We start from the raw sequence: 22,288 nt of genomic DNA on the forward strand, positions 1-22,288 counted from the left end.
AGGCCCCTCGAATCGTCAAGAGGCCCCGGCTGGTGATCATTCAGGACTTATTCGCTTTCCAGCTCGATATCGATACCGAGCGAGCGGATTTCCTTGATCAACACGTTGAACGATTCCGGCATGCCCGGTTCCATACGGTGATCGCCATCCACGATGTTCTTGTACATCTTGGTACGACCGTTCACGTCGTCCGACTTGACCGTCAGCATTTCCTGCAAGGTGTAGGCGGCACCGTAGGCTTCCAGTGCCCAGACCTCCATCTCACCGAAGCGCTGACCACCGAACTGCGCCTTACCACCCAGCGGCTGCTGGGTAACCAGGCTGTAGGAGCCAGTGGAACGTGCGTGCATCTTGTCGTCGACCAGGTGGTTCAACTTCAGCATGTACATGTAACCCACGGTTACCTGACGGTCGAAGCGATCACCGGTGCGGCCGTCGAACAGGGTGAACTGACCACTGTCGTCCATATCTGCCAGACGCAGCAGCGCCTTGATTTCGCTCTCTTTGGCACCGTCAAATACCGGCGTTGCCAGCGGTACACCCTTACGCAGGTTAGCCGCCAGTTCCAGAATGTCGTCATCGCTGAAGCTGTCCAGATCTTCCTGACGACCGGCAGTCAGACCACCGTGATCATCATTGTAGATCTGTCCCAGGAATTCGCGCAGTGCCTTGACCTTCTCGGCCTTGGCCTGCTCCTGTTCCAGCAGCGCATTTACCTTGCGACCCAGACCTGTTGCCGCCATACCGAAGTGAGTCTCGAGGATCTGACCCACGTTCATACGGGACGGTACACCCAGCGGGTTGAGGACGATATCCACCGGCTCGCCATGGGCGTCGTACGGCATGTCTTCAACCGGCATGATCACGGAGATAACACCCTTGTTACCGTGACGACCTGCCATCTTGTCACCCGGCTGTACGCGACGCTTGGTGGCAACGTACACCTTGACGATCTTCAGCACGCCCGGTGCCAGATCATCGCCGGTCTGCAGCTTGCTCTTCTTGTCTTCGAAGCGCTTGTCGAGGTTGGCGCGACGTTCTTCCAGTTGCTTCTTGGCCAGTTCCAGCTCTTCGCTGACGCTTTCGTCGGCGACGCGGATCTTGAACCAGTCAGACTTCTTCAGATCGGCCAGGAAGTCTTCAGTGATGGCTTCGCCTTTCTTCAGGCCAGCACCACCTTCAGCATTCAGACCGACCAGCTTGCGCCCCAGACGCTCGAAGGTTGCCTGCTCGACAATGCGGAACTCTTCATTGAGGTCCTTGCGGATGGAATCCAGCTCGGACTTCTCGATGGACAGTGCACGCTCGTCTTTCTGTACGCCGTCACGGGTGAAGACCTGAACGTCGATAACCTTACCAACGGTACCGGTCTTGACGCGCAGAGAGGTGTCCTTAACGTCGGACGCCTTCTCACCGAAGATGGCACGCAGCAGTTTTTCTTCCGGTGTCAGCTGGGTTTCACCCTTGGGTGTTACCTTGCCGACCAGGATGTCGCCCGGACCCACTTCAGCACCGATATGCACGATGCCAGCTTCATCCAGCTTCGCCAGCGCAGACTCGCCCACGTTGGGAATATCGGAAGTGATCTCTTCCGGACCCAACTTGGTATCACGTGCTACACAGGTCAGCTCCTGAATGTGGATCGTGGTGAAACGGTCTTCCTGAACCACACGCTCGGAGATGAGGATGGAGTCCTCGAAGTTGTAGCCGTTCCACGGCATGAACGCGATGCGCATGTTCTGACCCAGAGCCAGTTCGCCTAGGTCGACAGACGGACCGTCGGCCATGACGTCACCACGCTGCACGGTTTCACCCGGGTTCACGATGGAACGCTGGTTGATGCAGGTATTCTGGTTGGAACGCACGTATTTGGTCAGGTTGTAGATATCTACACCCGCTTCACCGGCCTGTACTTCGTCATCATGGACGCGTACGACGATACGCGCCGCATCGACAGACTCGATAACACCGCCACGACGGGCAACCACACACACACCGGAGTCCTGTGCCACGTTGCGCTCGATACCGGTACCCACCAGCGGCTTCTCTGCGCGCAGTGTCGGTACAGCCTGACGCTGCATGTTGGAACCCATCAATGCGCGGTTGGCGTCATCGTGTTCCAGGAACGGGATCAGAGACGCAGCCACAGATACAACCTGACGTGCGGACACGTCCATGTACTGTACGCGCTCCGGTGGCATTACCGTGGTTTCGTTCAAGTGACGCACGGTTACCAGATCGTCGGTCAGACGGCCGTCATCATCCATGGTCGCAGAGGCCTGGGCGATAACGTACTTGTTCTCTTCAATCGCGGACAGGTAGTCGATATCGTCAGTTACCTGGCCATCCACAACACGACGGTACGGCGTTTCCAGGAAGCCGTAATCGTTGGTGCGTGCAAATACTGCCAGCGAGTTGATCAGACCGATGTTCGGACCTTCAGGGGTCTCGATCGGACATACACGACCGTAGTGAGTCGGGTGTACGTCTCGCACCTCAAAGCCGGCACGCTCACGGGTCAAACCACCCGGGCCCAATGCAGATACACGACGCTTGTGTGTTACCTCGGACAGCGGGTTGTTCTGGTCCATGAACTGGGACAGCTGAGAAGAACCGAAGAACTCCTTGATCGCTGCAGCCACCGGCTTGGCATTGATCAGATCCTGCGGCATCAGGTTGTCGGACTCGGCCATGGACAGACGTTCACGGACTGCACGCTCAACACGGACCAGACCGACACGGAACTGGTTCTCGGCCATTTCGCCAACGGAACGGATACGACGGTTACCCAGGTGGTCGATATCGTCGACGGTGCCTTTACCGTTACGGATGTCGATCAGGGTCTTCATCACGTCCAGGATGTCATCCTTGTCGAGGATGCCGGAACCGGTGACTTCGTCGCGACCCAGGCGACGGTTGAACTTCATGCGACCTACAGCTGACAGGTCATAACGCTCGTCAGAGAAGAACAGGTTCTCGAACAGCGCTTCCGCAGATTCCTTGGTGGGCGGCTCGCCCGGGCGCATCATGCGGTAGATTTCGACCAGTGCTTCCAACTGGTTGCGGGTCGGGTCGATACGCAGAGTATCAGATACAAACGCACCACAATCCAGGTCGTTGGTATACAGTGTCTCGATGCGATCAATGCCCAGCACCTGCATCTTGCCGATCATCTCTTCAGTGATTTCGGCGTTACAGTTGGCGATCAGTTCACCTGTGGTCGGGTCCATCAGGTTACGTGCCAGCGCCTTGCCGATCAGGTATTCAGCCGGAACGTCCAGCTGCTGCATACCGGCCTTGGCCATCTGACGGATGTGACGCGGCGTGATACGACGACCCGCTTCCACGATCACATTGCCATCCGGATCCTTGATTTCGAACGACATGGTCTCGCCACGCAGACGTTCCGGAATCAGGTCCATCCAGATGTTTTCCCCTTCCAGCGTCCAGCCAGTGGTGTGGAAGAAGGTTTCCAGAATTTCTTCAGCTTCGTAGCCCAGCGCGCGCAGCAGAATAGTTGCCGGCAGCTTACGACGACGGTCGATACGGACAAACAGGCTGTCTTTCGGATCGAACTCGAAGTCCAACCAGGAACCGCGGTAAGGAATGATACGCGCGGAGTACAGCAGTTTGCCGGAAGAATGTGTCTTGCCCTTGTCGTGGTCGAAGAACACACCCGGAGAGCGGTGCAGCTGAGATACGATTACACGTTCGGTACCGTTAACAACGAAGGTACCGTTTTCAGTCATCAGGGGCATCTCGCCCATGTAGACTTCCTGCTCCTTGATGTCCTTGACCGCTTTGGTAGATGAATCGCGATCATAGATCACCAGACGCACTTTGACGCGCAGAGGTGCGGCGTAGGTGATACCACGCTGTTGACACTCTTTCACGTCGAATACGGGTTCGCCCAGACGGTAGCCGGCGTACTCCAGGGCTGCGTTGCCAGAGTAAGAGACAATTGGAAATACGGAATTAAACGCAGCGTGCAAGCCCTCGTCGCGACGACCCTCGCCAGCGCTGCCGTCCTGCAGGAAGCGGCGATAGGAGTCGAGCTGAGTCGCCAACAGGTATGGCACATCCATTACCTGCCGCAACTTTGCGAAATTCTTGCGAATGCGTTTCTTCTCAGTATATGAATAAGCCATCAGTGTTCCCCAGCATCTGCACCCAGGTTGAGAAGCCAGTCCGTCGCATGCCTGCGATGGGCTGTGTAGCCATTATTTATTTGCTGTCTATAAATAACGGAAAAAGGCCGGTGGCGCTTCGCCACCAGCCATACGCTTTTTAAGCAGTTTTAAGCCGCTTTTTGCGCATCAACGCGATTACTTCAGTTCGACAGTCGCGCCAGCTTCTTCCAGAGCTTTCTTCAGCTCTTCAGCTTCAGCTTTTTCTGCGCCTTCCTTGATGGTAGACGGAGCGCCATCAACCAGTTCTTTGGCTTCTTTCAGGCCCAGACCGGTTGCGCCGCGAACAGCCTTGATGACGTTAACTTTCTTGTCGCCAGCAGCGGTCAGAACAACGTCGAACTCAGACTGTTCTTCAGCAGCACCAGCGTCGCCACCAGCAGCGCCAGCCACAACAGCAGCAGCAGCGGTAACACCGAATTTTTCTTCCATTGCTTCGATCAGAGCAACAACGTCTTTTACAGACATTTCAGCAACAGCGTTGATGATATCTTCGTGAGTCAGAGACATGATTCAAATCCTGATAATTGGGTAGAGCGATAGCTCGTTAAAACTTTCAATAAACCGCCAAGAACACGTCTTAGGCAGCTTGCTCTTTCTGGTCGCGAATAGCCGCAATAGTACGAACCAGCTTGCCAGCAGATGCTTCTTTCAGAACGCTCATCAGCTTGGCGATTGCTTCGTCGTAAGTCGGCAGGCTTGCCAGCATGGCGATGTCGACCACTTCACCTTCAAACGCAGCAGTTTTCAGTTCGAACTGCTCGTTATCTTTCGCGAAATCCTTGAGGATACGCGCACCGGCACCCGGGTGCTCGGTGGAGAATGCGATGATGGTCGGACCGACAAAGCTGTCCTGCAGACATGCGTAGTCAGTGCCTTCAACTGCGCGGCGAGCCAGAGTGTTACGTACGACTTTCAGCCATACGCCGTTTGCACGGGCTTCTTTACGCAGAGCAGTCATGTCTTCTACAGTTACACCGCGAGAATCGGCAACTACTGCAGACAGAGCAGACTTGGCAGCTTCCTGGACTTCAGCGACGATCGCTTTTTTGTCTTCGAGTCCTAATGCCACGATTTACTCCTGGATTTAGTCTTTCGACTGTTTACCAACCACCCCTTGCGGGGCTTCTGAGTACGGTGGTTTTTGATTCGCGTGAATCTCACCGTCTGCGCAGGCTGGTGTTTCCATTAAGATGCCGCCACCGAGGTAACAACATCACCTGCGGTCTTTGACGGCCTTCGCCTCTGTATTACAGGTCACGAAGACCCTCAAAAAACCTTTGCGCTGATTAGAAGCTCAGAGAGCTCTGATCAACGGACAGACCCGGGCCCATGGTAGTGGACAGGGTCACTTTCTTCACGTAAACGCCCTTGGCAGAAGCCGGCTTCAGCTTCTTCAGGTCCGCCAGCAGTGCTTCCAGGTTTTCCTGGATAGCCTTGCCTTCGAAGCCCAGTTTGCCAACGGAGCAGTGAACGATACCGTTCTTGTCAGTACGGAAACGTACCTGACCTGCTTTGGCGTTGTTTACTGCAGTGGTCACGTCCGGAGTAACGGTACCGACTTTCGGGTTCGGCATCAGGCCACGCGGACCCAGGATCTGACCCAGCTGACCGACAACACGCATAGCGTCAGGAGTCGCAATCACTACGTCAAAATCCAGGTTGCCGGCTTTAACCTGTTCAGCAAGGTCTTCAAAGCCAACAACGTCAGCACCTGCCGCTTTTGCTTTCTCAGCGTTGTCACCCTGAGCAAACACAGCAACACGTACATCTTTGCCTGTACCGTTCGGCAGTACGGTGGAACCACGTACAACCTGGTCAGATTTACGCGGATCAACACCCAGGTTCACAGCAACGTCAACAGACTCGGTGAACTTGACTGAAGAGATCTCACCCAGCAGTGCAACAGCATCTGTCAGCGGGTAAAGCTTGCCGCTCTCAACCTTCTCACGGATCGCCTTCTGGCGCTTGGTCAGCTTAGCCATTACTCTACACCCTCCACTTCAAGACCCATGGAGCGAGCGCTACCAGCGATGGTGCGAACAGCCGCATCCATGTCAGCCGCAGTCAGATCCGGCATCTTGGTTGTTGCAATCTCTTCCAGCTGAGCGCGAGTAACAGTACCCACTTTCTCAGTGTTCGGACGAGAAGAACCGCTCTTCAGACCAGCTGCTTTTTTCAGCAGAATGGACGCCGGCGGAGTCTTGGTGATAAAGGTAAAGCTACGGTCGCTGTATACAGTGATAACAACCGGCACCGGCAGACCCGGCTCCATACCTTGAGTCTGTGCGTTGAACGCTTTACAGAACTCCATGATGTTAACACCGTGCTGACCCAGAGCAGGACCTACGGGGGGACTAGGGTTAGCCTGACCCGCTTTTACCTGCAGCTTGATGTAAGCATTGATTTTCTTAGCCATTAAGCTACTCCTTATGGGTTCAAACGCCGCAAGGGCTCCCCATGTTTACAACAGCAAAACCGCCTGACGGCGGCCTTGCTACCAAACTCAGCCCTTTTCGACCTGAGTAAATTCCAACTCGACCGGAGTCGAGCGCCCGAAGATGAGCACAGCCACCTGCAGACGGTTCTTTTCGTAGTTGACCTCTTCGACAACGCCGTTGAAGTCGGCAAAAGGACCATCGATGACGCGCACCATCTCGCCGGGTTCGAAAACAGTTTTGGGACGCGGCTTGTCTGCACCACTTTCGACGCGCTGCAAAATCTCGTCCGCTTCCTTTTTGGTAATCGGGGCCGGCTTGTCTGCGGTACCACCGATAAAGCCCATTACGCGCGGGGTATTCTTCACCAGGTGCCAGGTCTCATCATTCATGACCATGTTCACCAACACGTAACCGGGGTAAAACTTGCGCTCTGACTTGCGCTTTTTACCGTCACGAATCTCAACAACTTCTTCAGTCGGCACCAGCACTTCACCGAACAGATCCTGCATATTGTGCAGTTCGATCCGCTCCTTAAGGCTGTTCATGACGCGCTTTTCATAGCCGGAGTAGGCATGCACGACATACCAACGCTTCTTGTCCATGTCCATGCTTACTTACACCTCTTAACCAATAGCGCCGGACACCAGCCAACCCAACAGGGTATCAAGACCCCAGAGTGCCAGACCGACCAGCAGCACAGTCAAAACTACGATAGCGGTTGTTTGCAGGGTCTCCTGACGCGTCGGCCAGACCACTCTGCGAATCTCATTCTTGGCTTCCTTGAACAACTGGAAGAAAGCCTTACCTTTTGCTGTCTGCAGCGCCACAAAGCCCGCAACCAGTGCCAGCGCAACCAGCGCCAAAACACGGTACAGCAAAGACTCACCTGCAAACACGGAGTTTCCTACCACACCGGCCGCAACCAGTGCTACAACGACAACCCACTTCAGGCCATCGAGCTTAGATCCTTCGGACGTCACTTTAGAGTTCACGCTAGGAGCCTCGGCAATTGAAAAGCTTGCGCTTTGATGTGACACCACCTTCGATTGAAGATGGCAGGCCAGGAGGGACTCGAACCCCCAACCTGCGGTTTTGGAGACCGCTGCTCTGCCAATTGAGCCACTGGCCTGTTGCGTAACAGGGAGGCACATTATAGGCGCCTCCCTACCTGTATGCAACAGGTAATTATCGATTTTTATTCGATAATCTTGGATACCACGCCGGCACCCACGGTACGACCACCTTCACGGATGGCGAAGCGCAGACCTTCTTCCATCGCGATCGGGTTGATCAGGGTAACAGACATCTGGATGTTGTCACCCGGCATTACCATTTCAACGCCTTCCGGCAGTTCACACGCACCAGTGATATCAGTGGTACGGAAGTAGAACTGCGGACGGTAGCCTTTGAAGAACGGAGTATGACGGCCGCCTTCTTCCTTGCTCAGTACGTAAACTTCGCCCTCGAACTGAGTGTGCGGAGTGATGGATGCCGGCTTGGCCAGTACCTGACCACGCTCAACTTCGTCACGCTTGGTACCACGCAGCAGCGCACCAACGTTCTCGCCTGCACGACCCTGGTCCAGCAGCTTGCGGAACATCTCAACACCAGTACAGGTAGTCTTGGTAGTGTCCTTGATGCCGACGATTTCAATTTCGTCACCAACGTTCAGGATACCACGCTCGATACGACCGGTTACTACGGTACCGCGACCGGAGATAGAGAATACGTCCTCGATCGGCATCAGGAACGGCTGATCAACGGCACGCTCCGGCTCAGGGATGTACTCGTCCAGAGTCTCAACCAGCTTCTTGACAGCAGCCTGACCGAAACCTTCCGGATCTTCACCGTTCAGGGCCTGCAGAGCAGAACCTACGATGATCGGAGTGTCATCACCCGGGAAGTCGTACTCTTCCAGAAGTTCGCGAACTTCCATCTCAACCAGTTCCAGCAGCTCTTCATCGTCGACCATGTCTGCTTTGTTCAGGAACACAACGATGTACGGTACGCCAACCTGACGAGACAGCAGGATGTGCTCACGCGTCTGCGGCATGGGGCCGTCAGCAGCAGAACATACCAGGATCGCGCCGTCCATCTGGGCAGCACCGGTGATCATGTTCTTAACGTAGTCGGCGTGTCCCGGGCAGTCTACGTGCGCGTAGTGACGAGTCGGAGATTCGTACTCTACGTGGGAAGTAGAGATGGTGATACCACGCTCACGCTCTTCCGGAGCGTTATCGATGCCGTCGAAGGCAACGGCAGCGCCGCCCCATACTTCTGCACATACGCGAGTCAGTGCGGCAGTCAGAGTAGTTTTACCGTGGTCAACGTGGCCGATAGTACCAACGTTAACGTGGGGCTTGTTACGTTCAAATGATTGTTTAGCCATGGCAAGGTCAACCTGATCAAGTCGTTTTCAAAGACGCCAAATACAACAAAGGGTAGATATATCACTATATCTACCCTTCATCAAAACTGGAGCTCATGGGCGGATTTGAACCGCCGACCTCACCCTTACCAAGGGTGTGCTCTACCCCTGAGCTACATGAGCATAACGCGTTTCCTTTGCCCCGTTTGGAGCGGGTAGCGGGAATCGAACCCGCCTCTTCAGCTTGGAAGGCTGAGGTAATAGCCACTATACCATACCCGCTGAAACGGAGATGGTGGTGGGAGGTGGATTCGAACCACCGAAGCTTGCGCGTCAGATTTACAGTCTGATCCCTTTGGCCACTCGGGAACCCCACCAGCCTTTCAAACCTTCTCCAGATATGGTGCCGGCACGAGGAGTCGAACCCCGGACCTACTGATTACAAGTCAGTTGCTCTACCAACTGAGCTATACCGGCCTTGCCTGTCGAAGTGGTGCGTATCTTACTGATCCCATTAGGGGCGTGCAACCCCCTCGCAGGATTTTTTTTCAATTTTTATACCCGGCCATCCGGATAGCAATAACTGGCGCAAAACATCGTCCAGTTCATCACCCGCCGGAATGCTGACAAGCAGATCATGACCGGGATCCGGATCGGGAATCGGCACCTGTCGCACATCCACATCCAGCACGGCCATCAATGCCTGCCGTTCGGTTCGCGCAGCCTGCTGAGCATCGCCTCCGACAAAGGGCCCCAGCACAAAATCACCGGCATCCGTTTGCGGTACCCAGCCGGCCAATGCCAGCTCATCCAGTAACTGGATACGCGCTTCAGCGTCAGCCGGCACGCTCACCCTAAGGTGATAGCCAATCACCGCTGATTGCGCATCCTGACGCTCGATCACAAACCCCTTGTCTGCCAGGAGGCTACGCGCGCGTTGCAGCTCCGACTCCGACATGAACACACCCAAACGATAGCACTGCAATTCACGGGGTTGCACCTGCGCCGAACGATCGAGCTCATGCAGCAGGTGCAGATTTTTCAGTGTCGCCTCAGGCGCCGGCTCTGCCAGTTGCCGCTGCTGCCCATACCAGAACAGCAGCAATGCATTCCCCAATAACAGCAGCAGAGCCAGCCAGCGCAACATCATTTCACCCCAGCGTCCATTGCAAGCCATCCAGTACCAGGTCTGGATGGTGTTGCGCCTGAGACAGATAAGGCAGGAGCGCTTCGGCATCCCCGCCCGTCACCAATACCGGTAAGCAACCCTTCTGACCCGGCAATCCTTTATCAACCCGCTCGGCCAGCGCCAGCATGAGCAGATGGGCGCCGTGTGAAACAGCTTCCTCGGTACTGCGTCCCGGGCTCAAGGCAACACGCTCAAGCGCATCCTCCACCCTGATTTCGGCGGTACGCCCAAGCAGGGATGTCTGCATCAGCCGCAACCCCGGCAGGATATAGCCACCCTGATGCTCCCCTCGGTCATCCAGTACATCCACGGTAATTGCACTGCCGGCATCGACGACACAACAGGCACCCCGTGTATACTGCCAGGCTGCCAGCATCGCCAGCCAGCGATCTACCCCCATACGGCTCGGATCCGAGTAGCTGTTGCTTACCCCTGCACATTGCGCCTGAGTGAACGCCTGCTGCAGCTCAACACCCCAGCATTCACGCACAGCCTCTGTCAGCCGCTGATTCAATGCAGCCCCGGCAACGGAGCCCAACCAGACAAATTCGGGAGAATGAGAGCATTGACGCAGGCAGTCTGCGTTAAATTCAGCGGTCAGCCAGCGCCCTGATTGCAGGGTTACACCTGCCTGACGCAAACGCCATTTGATGAAGGTATTACCGGCATCCAGCTCAAGCCGGCTCGTGGATACGGACACTCATTTCTCCTCCATGGAAGACTTCTTCCCCCGCCTCGGTCTGCAAACGTAAACCACCCTGATCGGTCACCCCGACACACACGCCTTCGTAGCTGTGACTACCCGATGTCAGCCGTACTTCGCGTCCAGCAAAGGCATTTACCGCCTCCCAGTCCGGCCGCAAAGGAGCAAACCCGCCCCGCTCAAACGACTCAAGCACGGTCACTAGCTCAGCAACCAATGCTGCCAGCAACTCCGTGCGACTGCCGGTAAAACCCAGCCGACTCAAATCCGTTGCCGGCTGATCCAGCTCTTCCAGCAAAGCATCCGGCAGGCGTACATTCAACCCCACACCGATGGCGACCTGGCACTCACCGGCGGCATCGCCACTCAACTCAATCAAAATACCGGACAACTTGGCCTGATCGACCAACAGGTCATTGGGCCACTTGAGACAGACATCCGGCACGTCAAGGCGCCGCAAGGCACGTTGCAAAGCAACCCCCACGGCCAGGCTCAGCCCCTCCAGCGCTGCCGCACCGGAGTTGAAGCGCCAGGCCAGACTGAAGCAGAGGCTGGACGCCAGTGGACTCAACCATTGACGCCCGCGACGACCACGACCGCCATGCTGGAACTCCGCCACATACAAACCGCCCGGCACACCCTGCTGCAAACGCTCCAGCGCCCGCACATTGGTCGAGTCGATTTCCGTGACCACTTCCGTCTCCGCCAAACCCGGAATATCCTGCAGGCTCGCCTGCAGACGGGTGGCATCCAGCAGGTCCAGCCCACCCGGAATACGGTAGCCACGTCCCTTGACGCTGTAGAGTTCAACCCCCAGCTCTTCCAGGCGGCGCATGTGCTTCCAGACGGCACTGCGACTCATCCCCAGCTCACGTCCGATGGCACTGCCGGAATGAAAGGCACCATCGGCGAGTACCTGCAGCAGCTTATCCAGCATCAGCAGCTCCAGCGCGGTCCATCACGATAAAGCTGTAATCATAGGGATTAGGCCCTTCCGCCTTGAAATCATCACGCCCTACTTCCTGCCACTCAGTTGCATCCAGCTGCGGGAAGAAGGCGTCACCCTCTACTTCTGCATGTACCTGTGTCAGATAGAGGCGATCCGCACGCGGCAGACAGAGTGCATAGATTTCCGCACCACCGATCACAACCGTCTCTTCTACGCCATCAATCAACGCCAGACTTTCGGCCAGCTCTACCCCTTCGTCCAGGCCGTGCACCACGCGCACACCGGGATGATTCCACTCGGTATCACGGGTAATGACGATATTGGTGCGACCGGGCAGAGGTTTGCCGATGGACTCGAAGGTCTTGCGTCCCATCACGATAGGTTTGCCCAGGGTGACCTGCTTGAAATACTTGAGATCCCCCGGCAGATACCAGGGCAATTTGTTGTTAATGCCAATCACTCGATTGAGGGACTGGGCCGCAATCATGGCCAGGCGCATGCTGTCTCCTTATCTCAGATGGCAATAGGGGCACGGATGACCGGATCCGGGTCATACCCGACCACTTCAAAGTCATCGTATTCATAGCTGAACAGGTCCGCCGGACGACGACGCAACTTGAGCTGCGGCAGCGCTTTGGGCGCACGCGACAGCTGCTCCTGCACAATGGCGGGATCGTTCAAGTGATTGGCATAGAGGTGCAGATCACCAAAGGTGTGAACGAAATCACCCACCTCCAGATCGCACTGCTGCGCAATCATGTGTGTCAGCAGGGAATAGGAGGCGATATTGAAAGGCACCCCGAGGAAGTAGTCGGCGCTGCGCTGATACAGCTGACAGCTCAACTTGCCGTTCGCCACATAAAACTGGAACAGCGTATGGCAAGGGGGCAGCGCTGCCTTGCCTTGGCGCACATTATCCTGCGGGCTGATGCTCTCATCCGGCAGATCAGCCGGATTCCAGCCGCTCACAATCAGACGACGCGAATTGGGCGTACGCTTGATCTGCTCCACCACCTGACTGATCTGATCAATGGTGGAACCGTCGGGGCACGCCCATGAGCGCCACTGCTTGCCGTAGATCGGCCCCAGATCACCGTCTTCCAGTGCCCATTCGTTCCAGATCCGCACGCCGCGCTCCTGCAACCAGGTGTTATCGGTGCTGCCGGAGAGAAACCAGAGCAGCTCATAGATCACCGACTTGAGGTGCACTTTTTTGGTGGTCAGCAGTGGAAAGCCTTCCGACAGATCGAAGCGCAGCTGACGCCCAAACAGCGAGCGTGTACCTGTGCCCGTGCGATCGCCCTTATCCACTCCGTTATCAATGATGTCCTGCATCAGGTCCAGATACTGCCGCATAGCCGCCCCGTTCTAAAAACAAATAGGGTTTATTCTATGCTTCACTCAGCTCAGAGACCAGAGCTGCGCCCGGGTGCGGCATTACTCCTTACCTGCGACCGTCTGCCGCCAGGGATGGCGGCAGTCGAGCAGCCACGGATGGCGCAGAGCGGGTCGCAGGGAAGGAGGAATGTGGCGACCAGCTCCTGCCACGCCAGCCAAAGCCGTTAAAGCCGGCTCTTATCCGCTCACAGAGTTCTGTCGATGATACGCCAGCCAGATCAACAGTGCGCCCAACGCCACCATTGGCAAGGACAGCAGCTGGCCCATGGTGAGCCAATCGAAGGCGATGAAGCCCAGATGCCCATCCGGTTCACGTACCAGCTCTACCAGAGAGCGGAAACTGCCATAGCCGAGCAAAAAGAGACCCGACACAGCCATGCGCGGGCGCGGCTTGGCGGAGTACCACCAGAGCAGCGCAAACAGCACAACACCCTCAAGCAGCATTTCATACAGTTGTGACGGGTGGCGCGGCAGGTTATCGCCCGCGCGAGGGAAGATCACCGCCCAGGGCACATCGGTAGCACGCCCCCAGACCTCACCGCCGATAAAGTTACCCAGACGCCCCGCCCCCAGGCCAATGGGCACCAACGGCGCCACAAAGTCGCCGATTTCAAAGAAGGACTTGCGGTTGCGATGGGCAAACACCGCCAGCACCACCAGCACACCCAAGAGACCGCCATGGAACGACATGCCACCTTGCCAGACCGCAAACAGCCAGAGCGGGTCCTGCAGGAAGTAATCAAAGTTGTAGAACAGCACATAGCCGGCACGACCACCCAGGATCACACCCACGGCGCCCCAGAACACCAGATCGGACACCTGCTGCTCCGTCCAGCCGGAGCCCGGCTTGCGCGCCCGATAATTACCCAGCCACCAGGCCGCGGCAAAGCCGATCAGGTACATCAGCCCGTACCAGTGAATCTGTACCGGCCCCAGTTCCAGCGCCAGCGGATCGATATCATGTACCCACATGCAAACTTATCCCAGGTTGGAGAAAATAAAACGTCCGGCCACCACCACCAGAAACACCGCAAACACCTTTTTCAACATCGGCTGCGACAAGCGGTGGGCCAGGCGCGCACCCAAGGGCGCAGTGAAGGAGCTGGCCAGGACAATACCGGCAAATGCCGGCAGGTAGACATACCCCAGACTCCATTGCGGCAGCTCAGGTTCCCCCCATCCCACCCAAATATTGGTCAGCCCCCCCATGACAGCGATCGGAAGGCCGCAGGCAGCCGAGGTTGCCACTGCCTGCTGCATCACCACTCGGCGCCAGCTCAGGTAAGGCACGCTGAGGGTACCGCCACCGATCCCGAAGATGGATGACGCCCAGCCGATAAAGCCACCCGAGAGACCCAACTCAACACGCGAAGGCGTCTGGTCACCGGCACCAGGCTTGAGGTTCAGTGCCATCTGCACCGCAACCAGCAGGGCAAACACCCCCAGCGCAATTTGCAGTACACCACCCGGTAACTGAACAGCGGTGTTCACACCCAATACCGCGCCCGCCAGAATGCCGATGGCAAGAGGCTTGAACAATTCCCAACGTACTGCACCATGCTTGTGATGCGCACGCACCGAACTGATTGAAGTGACCACGATGGTTGCCAGCGAGGTCGCAACCGCCATATGCGTCAGCACTTCAGGCGATACGCCCTGTAGCTCAAACGAGAAGATCAGCACCGGCACGATCAGCAGCCCGCCACCGATACCAAACAGGCCGGCTACTACACCCGCAAACGCGCCCAGCACCACATAGAGGAGCAGAGTTGTTAACATGCTAATTCCATCCGCACAGGAAAGCGGACTATCTTAGAGCCTCAAACCGGTAGATGAAACCTCATGTGTCTGGCCACCTTTGCCCTCAATGCCCACCCCGACTGGCCCCTGATTCTGGTCGGCAACCGTGATGAATTCCATGCCCGCCCCACAGCAGCGCTGAGCGTCTGGCCTGACCAGCCGCTACTGGGAGGCCGCGATCTGGAAGCCGGCGGCAGCTGGATGGCACTGGGCGACAACAACCGCTTTGTACTGGTCACCAACCACCGCAACCTGCGTCTACCGAAACCGGAAAACGCCCGCTCGCGGGGCAACCTGGTAGCCGACTTTATCAACTCACCGCTGGCCGCTCCCGACTTCTGCAACCAGCTCGGGGCCAAGGACTATGCCGGCTTTAACCTGCTGCTGAGGGATACAACCGGCTGGTACCACTACAGCAATATCAGCCAGCGCTGCCAGCGTCTTGGCGCCGGCGTATTTGGTTTGAGCAACGCCCTGCTGGATACCCCCTGGCCAAAAACACTGAGGGCACGTGCCCGTCTGCAGCAGCAACTGGCGCAAGGCCTGCCTCAGCCGGAGAAACTGCTGCATCTGTTACACGAAACAAGCCGACCAAAGGATGCATACTTGCCTGATACAGGCCTGTCGCTGGAACGCGAGCGACTGCTCTCGTCCTGCTTCATCCAGTCAGCCGACTACGGCACTCGCGCCAGCAGCCTGCTGCTGCAACACCGCAGTGGTCGCCTGCTGTTTGTTGAGGAAAGTTATACAGTGGATGCCAGTGTAAGCGGGCGCCGCCGCTATCAATTGCAGCGCCCGCTTCTGGTCGAAGCGGACTATTGCTGATTGGGCAGATGCGGACGGGTCAGCTGACCCAGCCCCAGCCCCTTGAGAGTTTCACGCAGGCATTGATGGATCTCTTCGGCATCCGCCATGCGCAGTACACGGCTCAACAGTGACTGGGCCCGAACCAGACTGACACCACGAATGGCCGATTTAACCCGCGGCAGGTTATTGGCATTCATGGACAGCACTTCATAGCCCATCGCCATCAGCAGGAGCGCACCGCCCGGGTCCGCCGCCATTTCACCGCAGATAGACACCGGCTTGCCCTCGCGGCGGGTTTCGCGCGCAATATACTGCAGCGCACGCAGTACGGCCGGGTGATAGGCAGCATAGAGCCCTGCCACACGCGGGTTATTGCGGTCCACCGCCAGAATATACTGGGTCAGATCATTGGAGCCGACCGAGATAAAATCCACCAGCCGGGCAAAACGGCGTACCTGATAGACGGCCGCAGGCACTTCTACCATCACACCCACCGGCGGACGGCTCACCTGGTAACCTTCATCCTGCAGCTCTTCAACGGCACGGTCGATCTGGCGCAGCGCCTCTTCTACCTCGTGCAGGCTGGTGACCATCGGCAGCATGATGCGCAGATTGTTCAGGCCCTCTGAGGCACGCAACATGGCCCGCACCTGCACCAGAAAGATTTCCGGATGATCCAGGGTCACGCGTATGCCGCGCCAGCCCAGGAAAGGATTGTCTTCTTCGATCGGAAAATAAGGCAGCGCCTTGTCGCCGCCGATATCCAGCGTACGCATGGTCACCGGGCGTGGTGCAAAAGCTTCCAGCTGGTTGCGGTAGCTCTGCAGCTGCTCCTGCTCGCTGGGGAAGAAGTCACGGATCATGAAGGGAATTTCGGTACGGTAGAGGCCGATACCCTCGGCACCGCGGTCCAGCGAACGGGTTACATCCGCCACCAGGCCGGTATTCACCCAGAGGGGCATGCGGTAGCCGTCTGTGGTTTCGGCGGGCAGGTCCTTGAGCCCCTCCAGGCCGGCAGCAACGGCCTGTTCATCGCGGATGACACGTTCGAACGCTTCCAGCAACTGATCGGAGGGGTTTACATAGACACGACCACTGTAGCCGTCGACGATCACTTTGCGCCCTTCCAGGCGGGTGAACGGCAGATCGACCACCCCCATCACCGTGGGAATGCCGATGGAGCGCGCCATAATGGCCGCATGGGAGTTGCCCGAGCCGCTGACCGCAATCAGACCCGCCAGTTTTTCCTCAGGCACCATGCCCAGCATGGCCGGTGACAGCTCATCGGCAATCAGGATGGCGTTATCCGGACATTCCATTTGCACCGGACCGGCACTTTCCTGCAAATAACTGAGAATGCGTCGACCCAGGTCGCGCACATCAGTGGCACGCTCACGCAGATAGGCATCTTCCATGCGGCTGAACTGCTGTACCTGCGCCAGAATCACATCACGCAGGGCACCTTGTGCCCACTGTCCCTGATGGATGCGTTTTTCAATTTCACCGCGCAATGCCGTGTCATCCAGCATGCGCAGGTAGACATCGAAGAGTGCCTGCTCCTCCGGGCGTAAACGCTGCGCCAGGCTTTTACCCAGCGTCGACAGATCATCCCGTACCGACTCCAGCGCGGCTTGAAAATCTTCCAGCTCGCGCTCGACACCACGGGCGGGCTTGTCCGGCACGGTTTCCAGCTCGGCCGTCACCGTGGCAATGACCACCTCGCCAATCGCCACCCCCGGCGCAGCAGCCACACCGTTGAAACGCTTGTCATGCACCACCACTGGCGGCACCTTCTCGGTACCCGTTTTATCCGGGGAGGCAGCCGGCTCCATGTTAACGGACCCTGTCGCCTCGGCATGGGCGATGATACCGGCCAGCTGTGCCGACAGCGTGACCATGAACGCCTCTTCACTCTCGTCGAAACGGCGATGCTCCATCTGCTGCACCACCAGCACCCCCAGAACGGAGCGATGATGAATGATCGGCACGCCAAGGAAGGCGTGGAAACGCTCCTCACCGGTGGCCTGGAGGTAGTGAAATGCGGGGTGGCGGGACGCATCTTCCAGGTTGATCGGCTCGGCACGCTTGCCGACCTGACCGACGATACCCTCGGTCATGGACAGGCTCACCTTGCCCACCGCTTCCTGATTCAAGCCCTGAGTGGCCCGTAAGACATAGCGCTGATGTATGGGGTCAAATAGGAAAATGGAGCATACCTGAGTACGCATGGCGCGCTGAATACGCCGTACAATCAAGTCCAGCACCGACTCCAGATCCGGAGCGGCACTGACCTCCTGTACGATTTTGCGCAGCACGCTGAGCATACTCATGGCTTGCTCCTGTTCAGATCACCTTGCTATCGACAAGCGCGACAGCCGAGGTGAGAGTTCCTTCATTGCCTTGCGGTATACCTCACGCTTGAAGGACACCACTTGCCCCAAGGGATACCAATAGCTTACCCACTCCCAGCCGTCGAATTCTGGCGAGTCGGTGCCGTCTATCCTGACAGCGCTGTCATCACTGAGCATGCGCAACAGGAACCATTTCTGTTTCTGGCCCACGCACACAGGGTGCGAGTGGCGCCGGATCATACGTTTAGGCAGACGATAGCGCAGCCATCCGCGCGTTACCGCCAGGATTTCCACATCCGCGGGCGACAGTCCGACCTCTTCACCGAGTTCGCGATACATCGCCTGTTCGGGCGTTTCGTTTGACTGTATACCACCTTGCGGGAACTGCCAGGCGTTTTGCCCTATGCGTCTTGCCCAAAGAACCTGACCCTGCGAATTAACCAGAATGATTCCGACGTTCGGTCTGAATCCATCTGCATCAATCACAATTCTGATCCCGATCTGTAAAGGTTATTGGGTTTTATTGTTCCACAGATCCTGCGTCTGGCAAATAGCATGCAGTATCCGGCGTTGCGTGGCTACCCCCTGAAGTCTATGCTTGCGCATTTATCCGCCCGTCAAAACGGGCTCAGAAAAGTGAGGAATAGCGGTGAGTCTTGCGATTTTCGACCTGGACCATACCCTGATCGGCGGCGACAGCGACCACGCCTGGGGCGAGTTTCTATGTAAAAAGGGTGTTGTCGACGAGCATGAATACCGCGCCGCCAACGACCGCTTTTACGAGGATTACCTGCGCGGCGAGATGGATATTCACGAATTCCTCAATTTCGCCCTTAACCCGTTGGCCCAGCACACCCCCGAACAGCTGGATGCCTGGCACGCCGAATTCATGACCGAGTGCATCGAGCCGATCATCCTGCCCAAGGCTGAAGCGCTATTGAAGCAGCACCGCGAGCAGGGAGACTTCCTGCTGATCATCACGGCCACCAACCGGTTTGTGACGGCCCCCATCGCCAAGCGTCTGGGTGTGGATGACATGCTGGCCACCGACCCCGAGCAGATCGATGGCCTGTTCACCGGCAAGGTTGCAGGCACGCCCTGCTTCCGTGAAGGCAAGGTCACGCGCCTGAATGCCTGGCTGGAACAAACGGGCCACAGCCTGAAAAACAGCTGGTTCTACAGCGACTCCAACAATGACCTGCCGCTTCTGGAAGCTGTGGATAACCCGGTCGCCACCAACCCGGATGACCGCCTGCGTGCAACCGCCCAGGCACGTGGCTGGCAGATTCTCGACCTGATGCCTGCCTCAGACGCGTGAACGACAGCCTTTCATGGTGGCGTTCAACGCCTGCATGATCTGACGCCGGCTGATCACTCCGACCAGCTGGCCGTCTTTTACCACAGGCCAGGTTTTGGGTTTGTTACCGCCCATTTTCTGCACCAGATCGATAATGCTTTCGTGCGGCGAGGTACACAGCGGCTCGGGAAACATCATCTCCCCCACCTTGGCACGACTATCACAGTGGTAACTGCCACTGACCAGATAATCGATGCAATCATGCTCGGACAGAAAACCGCACACCTGACGTCCAATATCGACCACCGGCAAACCGATCTGACCGGATTGCAGAATCAGATCCACCGCCTCGGCCAGCGGCATATCCACCCGCAAGGGGTTGGGCACGGGCTGCATCAGATCCTGTACTTGCTGTTGTTGCATGTCGGCACTCTCCTTCCGTTGCGAAGACTGCCTTGAGTATGGCAAAGGAGGCGCACGCCCGCGTAATCGAATCTTCACGGGCGCACGAGGAAGCTCAGGGGCAGGGGTTGGGGTAGCGCTGATGCACTTCCTCGATGGCGGCCAGCAGTTCCGGTGACAGACTGACATCCACTGAATCGATGTTGGTCTTGAGCTGCTCCAGATTGGTCGCACCGATGATGTTACTGGCCAGGAAGGGGCGGCTATTCACGTAGGCCAGCGCCATTTGCGCCGGGTTCAGACCATGTTCCGCCGCCAGGTGCAGATAGCACTCGGTGGCTGCCAGTCCCTGCTCGGTCAAATAACGACGATACTCGGGGAAAAGCGCCAGGCGCGAACCTTCGGGACGGGCACCCGCAGCATACTTGCCACTGAGCACACCAAAACCCAGCGGCGAATACGCCAGCAGTCCCACCTCTTCACGCAGCATTACTTCCGCCAGCCCCACTTCAGCGCTGCGGTTGAGCAGGCTGTAGGGGTTCTGTACCGACAGGATTCTGGGCAGACCCAGCTGCTCGGCCAGCTGCAGGAATTTCATGGTACCCCAGGGGGTTTCGTTGGACAGGCCGATATGACGTATTTTGCCCTCGGCAACCAGCTCGCCCAGCACTGCCAGAGTCTCCGCCAGCGGCGTGCCCTGACTGTCGGGGTTATGCTGATAGCCCAGCTGACCGAAGTAGTTGGTGCTGCGATCCGGCCAGTGCAGCTGGTAAAGATCGATATAATCCGTCTGCAATCGCTTCAGGCTACCTTCGACCGCCTGGCGCAGGTTCGCGGCATCATGGCGGATGTTCGGGCGCAGATAGCTGACCATGTCACCCGGACCCGTCGCCTTGGTGGCGATAATAACCTTGTCACGATTGCCACGCTGGTGCATCCAGTTGCCGATATAGGCTTCAGTACGCCCCTGGTATTCGGGGGCCGTTGGCACCGGATACATCTCCGCCGCGTCAATCAGGTTGACCCCGCGCTCCAGCGCATAGTCCAGCTGCTCAAAGGCTTCGGCTTCGCTGTTCTGGCGCCCGAAGGTCATGGTGCCCAGGGCGATACGGCTGACCTTGAGGTCGGAGCGGCCCAGTGTCAGGTAATCCATCTGCTCTCTCCTTCTATCGGCTTGGCAAGGTGTACTGGCTCAGATCGAGGGTAGCACACGCAGGAAATAGGCTTTGAGGTATTCAGTCTCGGGAATCGCCGGATGAATCGGATGATCCGAGCCCTGACTGCCCTGCGCAAAGATCTGCGCATTGCGGTCCAGCTCACGGCTGTTGGCGCGCAGAATATCAACCAGACGGTCTTTGCCCAGATGCATGGAACAGGACGCCGAAATCAGCGTGCCGTCCTTGTTCAGCAGACGCATGGCCAGGTTATTGATGCGGGCGTAAGCACGCTCACCGTTGCGGATATCCTTGCGACGGGCAATAAACGCGGGCGGGTCTACAACTACAACATCGAAGCGTTCCTTGTCGGCTACCAGCGCCTTGCACAGGTCGAAAGCATCGCCCTGAAGACCGCGGAAACGGGTTTCGCCGTTATTGATGCGCGCATTCTCTGCCGCCACTTCCAGTGCCGTCACCGATGCATCCACACAAACCACTTCACTGGCACCGGCTGCCAGTGCCTGGGCACCCCAGCCACCCACGTAGCTGAACAGATCCAGTACGCGCTTGCCCTTCACCAGCGTCTGCATGCGGGCGCGGTTTTCGCGGTGGTCGTAGAACCAGCCGGTTTTCTGTCCGGTCAGGATGGGGGCTACCAGGTCGACGCCGTTTTCGTTCAGCGGCGCCAGCTCCGGTACTTCGCCCTGCACCACCTCGACAAAGGTTTCCAGACCTTCGGTTGCACGCATCTTGCCGTCATTACGCAGCACGATTGCCTGCGGCTGGAACACCTTGTTGAGCGCATCGATAATGGCGTCCTGCATCAACTCCATACCGGCTGTGGAGATCTGCACCACAAAGATATCGTAGAAGCGATCCACCACCAGGCCCGGCAGGCCATCGGAGTCACCAAATACGACACGGTAACAGGGCTGATCGAAGCACTGCTCACGCAGCGACTTGGCCACGTTGAAACGATGCACCAGCAGGGAGCGGTCCAGCGGGTGCTTGAGATCACGACTGATGATACGGCCGCAGATAAGCGTATTCGGGTTCAGCGTCGCGATACCCAGCGCCTTGCCGGATGAGGTTTGCACAACCACCTGTTCGCCCGGCTCAAAATCCTTCAGGGGCGTTACACGGGTATCAACTTCGTTGCTGTAGACCCACAGGTGGCCAGCACGCAGGCGCCGGTCCGCACCTGATTTGAGAGTAAGGGGTTTGAGGTTCATTGTGCTC

Annotated in this window: 22 protein-coding genes and 5 tRNA genes; 2 read left to right on the forward strand and 25 right to left on the reverse strand. The window is 57.4% G+C overall.

Translation table 11 applies throughout. The features are described from left to right. Window positions 1-47: 47 nt before the first annotated feature. The 20 genes from rpoB to O3C79_RS00885 form a co-directional block, all read right to left on the reverse strand. Window positions 48-4,148 carry a DNA-directed RNA polymerase subunit beta gene (gene rpoB, locus O3C79_RS00790; RefSeq protein ID WP_494384455.1) on the reverse strand — a complete coding sequence of 1,367 codons (4,101 nt, stop codon included), beginning with the start codon at window positions 4,146-4,148 and terminating at the stop codon, window positions 48-50. Between the two features lie 177 nt (window positions 4,149-4,325). Continuing rightward, window positions 4,326-4,697 carry a 50S ribosomal protein L7/L12 gene (gene rplL / locus O3C79_RS00795; protein ID WP_076464927.1) on the reverse strand — a complete coding sequence of 124 codons (372 nt, stop codon included), beginning with the start codon at window positions 4,695-4,697 and terminating at the stop codon, window positions 4,326-4,328. A gap of 70 nt (window positions 4,698-4,767) precedes the next feature. After that, the gene (rplJ, locus tag O3C79_RS00800; RefSeq protein ID WP_076464930.1) at window positions 4,768-5,259 is read right to left on the reverse strand and encodes a 50S ribosomal protein L10; all 492 of its coding nucleotides are present in this window, start codon (window positions 5,257-5,259) and stop codon (window positions 4,768-4,770) included. 217 nt (window positions 5,260-5,476) lie between these two features. Then, entirely contained in the window at window positions 5,477-6,172 is a 696-nt protein-coding gene (rplA, locus tag O3C79_RS00805) for a 50S ribosomal protein L1 (RefSeq protein ID WP_010325530.1), read from the reverse strand. Further along, window positions 6,172-6,606, reverse strand: a complete 435-nt coding sequence (rplK, locus tag O3C79_RS00810; RefSeq protein WP_010325531.1) for a 50S ribosomal protein L11 — start codon at window positions 6,604-6,606, stop codon at window positions 6,172-6,174. The genes rplA and rplK overlap by 1 nt, the downstream gene beginning before the upstream one ends. Window positions 6,607-6,693: 87 nt before the next feature. Then, complete coding sequence (gene nusG / locus O3C79_RS00815; RefSeq protein ID WP_010325532.1) at window positions 6,694-7,236, reverse strand: transcription termination/antitermination protein NusG; 543 nt, start codon at window positions 7,234-7,236, stop codon at window positions 6,694-6,696. A gap of 15 nt (window positions 7,237-7,251) precedes the next feature. Next, on the reverse strand, window positions 7,252-7,620 hold the full coding sequence (gene secE, locus O3C79_RS00820; protein WP_010325533.1) for a preprotein translocase subunit SecE: 369 nt from the start codon (window positions 7,618-7,620) through the stop codon (window positions 7,252-7,254). A gap of 61 nt (window positions 7,621-7,681) precedes the next feature. Beyond that, window positions 7,682-7,757 (reverse strand) — tRNA-Trp (locus O3C79_RS00825). Between the two features lie 66 nt (window positions 7,758-7,823). Then, the gene (tuf, locus tag O3C79_RS00830) at window positions 7,824-9,017 is read right to left on the reverse strand and encodes an elongation factor Tu (RefSeq protein ID WP_494384456.1); all 1,194 of its coding nucleotides are present in this window, start codon (window positions 9,015-9,017) and stop codon (window positions 7,824-7,826) included. Window positions 9,018-9,104: 87 nt separating this feature from the next. Continuing rightward, window positions 9,105-9,179: transfer RNA gene (locus tag O3C79_RS00835), tRNA-Thr, on the reverse strand. A 24-nt stretch (window positions 9,180-9,203) separates the two neighbouring features. After that, window positions 9,204-9,278 (reverse strand) — tRNA-Gly (locus O3C79_RS00840). 11 nt (window positions 9,279-9,289) lie between these two features. Beyond that, window positions 9,290-9,373, reverse strand: a tRNA-Tyr gene (locus O3C79_RS00845). A gap of 24 nt (window positions 9,374-9,397) precedes the next feature. After that, window positions 9,398-9,473: transfer RNA gene (locus tag O3C79_RS00850), tRNA-Thr, on the reverse strand. A 37-nt stretch (window positions 9,474-9,510) separates the two neighbouring features. Next, window positions 9,511-10,233: a hypothetical protein gene (locus tag O3C79_RS00855; protein WP_494385813.1), complete on the reverse strand. Its 723-nt coding sequence runs from the start codon at window positions 10,231-10,233 to the stop codon at window positions 9,511-9,513. Next, a complete protein-coding gene (locus O3C79_RS00860; protein WP_494384457.1) occupies window positions 10,148-10,885 on the reverse strand; it encodes a type III pantothenate kinase in 738 nt (245 codons plus the stop codon). The genes O3C79_RS00855 and O3C79_RS00860 overlap by 86 nt, the downstream gene beginning before the upstream one ends. Next, entirely contained in the window at window positions 10,860-11,825 is a 966-nt protein-coding gene (gene birA, locus O3C79_RS00865; RefSeq protein ID WP_494384458.1) for a bifunctional biotin--[acetyl-CoA-carboxylase] ligase/biotin operon repressor BirA, read from the reverse strand. The genes O3C79_RS00860 and birA overlap by 26 nt, the downstream gene beginning before the upstream one ends. Next, window positions 11,815-12,336, reverse strand: a complete 522-nt coding sequence (locus O3C79_RS00870; RefSeq protein ID WP_417534796.1) for a dihydrofolate reductase — start codon at window positions 12,334-12,336, stop codon at window positions 11,815-11,817. The genes birA and O3C79_RS00870 overlap by 11 nt, the downstream gene beginning before the upstream one ends. A gap of 14 nt (window positions 12,337-12,350) precedes the next feature. Next, window positions 12,351-13,193, reverse strand: coding sequence for a thymidylate synthase (locus O3C79_RS00875; protein ID WP_494384459.1), 843 nt, complete (start codon window positions 13,191-13,193; stop codon window positions 12,351-12,353). A gap of 219 nt (window positions 13,194-13,412) precedes the next feature. Further along, complete coding sequence (gene lgt, locus O3C79_RS00880; protein ID WP_494384460.1) at window positions 13,413-14,207, reverse strand: prolipoprotein diacylglyceryl transferase; 795 nt, start codon at window positions 14,205-14,207, stop codon at window positions 13,413-13,415. Between the two features lie 6 nt (window positions 14,208-14,213). Next, window positions 14,214-15,014 carry a sulfite exporter TauE/SafE family protein gene (locus O3C79_RS00885; protein WP_494384461.1) on the reverse strand — a complete coding sequence of 267 codons (801 nt, stop codon included), beginning with the start codon at window positions 15,012-15,014 and terminating at the stop codon, window positions 14,214-14,216. Between the two features lie 63 nt (window positions 15,015-15,077). Between O3C79_RS00885 and O3C79_RS00890 the strand changes: the two genes are divergently transcribed. Further along, window positions 15,078-15,860 (forward strand): NRDE family protein, encoded by a 783-nt coding sequence (locus tag O3C79_RS00890; protein WP_494384462.1) that lies wholly within the window; start codon window positions 15,078-15,080, stop codon window positions 15,858-15,860. On the opposite strand, the gene ptsP is transcribed toward O3C79_RS00890, so the two are convergent. After that, the gene (gene ptsP, locus O3C79_RS00895) at window positions 15,851-18,166 is read right to left on the reverse strand and encodes a phosphoenolpyruvate--protein phosphotransferase (protein ID WP_494385764.1); all 2,316 of its coding nucleotides are present in this window, start codon (window positions 18,164-18,166) and stop codon (window positions 15,851-15,853) included. The two genes, O3C79_RS00890 and ptsP, sit on opposite strands and share 10 nt — an antisense overlap. Before the next feature lie 24 nt (window positions 18,167-18,190). After that, window positions 18,191-18,679 (reverse strand): RNA pyrophosphohydrolase, encoded by a 489-nt coding sequence (locus O3C79_RS00900; RefSeq protein WP_010321577.1) that lies wholly within the window; start codon window positions 18,677-18,679, stop codon window positions 18,191-18,193. A 163-nt stretch (window positions 18,680-18,842) separates the two neighbouring features. Here O3C79_RS00900 and O3C79_RS00905 point away from each other — a divergent pair, with 163 nt between their 5' ends. Further along, window positions 18,843-19,511, forward strand: coding sequence for a histidinol-phosphatase (locus O3C79_RS00905; RefSeq protein ID WP_494384463.1), 669 nt, complete (start codon window positions 18,843-18,845; stop codon window positions 19,509-19,511). Here the strand turns inward: O3C79_RS00905 and O3C79_RS00910 are convergent. The 3 genes from O3C79_RS00910 to O3C79_RS00920 form a co-directional block, all read right to left on the reverse strand. After that, complete coding sequence (locus tag O3C79_RS00910; protein WP_010321575.1) at window positions 19,500-19,913, reverse strand: CBS domain-containing protein; 414 nt, start codon at window positions 19,911-19,913, stop codon at window positions 19,500-19,502. The genes O3C79_RS00905 and O3C79_RS00910 overlap by 12 nt on opposite strands. A 94-nt stretch (window positions 19,914-20,007) precedes the next feature. Continuing rightward, window positions 20,008-21,045 carry an NADP(H)-dependent aldo-keto reductase gene (locus tag O3C79_RS00915; RefSeq protein ID WP_494384464.1) on the reverse strand — a complete coding sequence of 346 codons (1,038 nt, stop codon included), beginning with the start codon at window positions 21,043-21,045 and terminating at the stop codon, window positions 20,008-20,010. 39 nt (window positions 21,046-21,084) lie between these two features. Continuing rightward, window positions 21,085-22,281, reverse strand: a complete 1,197-nt coding sequence (locus O3C79_RS00920) for a class I SAM-dependent rRNA methyltransferase (RefSeq protein ID WP_494384465.1) — start codon at window positions 22,279-22,281, stop codon at window positions 21,085-21,087. Between the last annotated feature and the right edge of the window lie 7 nt (window positions 22,282-22,288).

Source organism: Marinobacterium sp. NO-S09 (genome assembly GCF_059179545.1).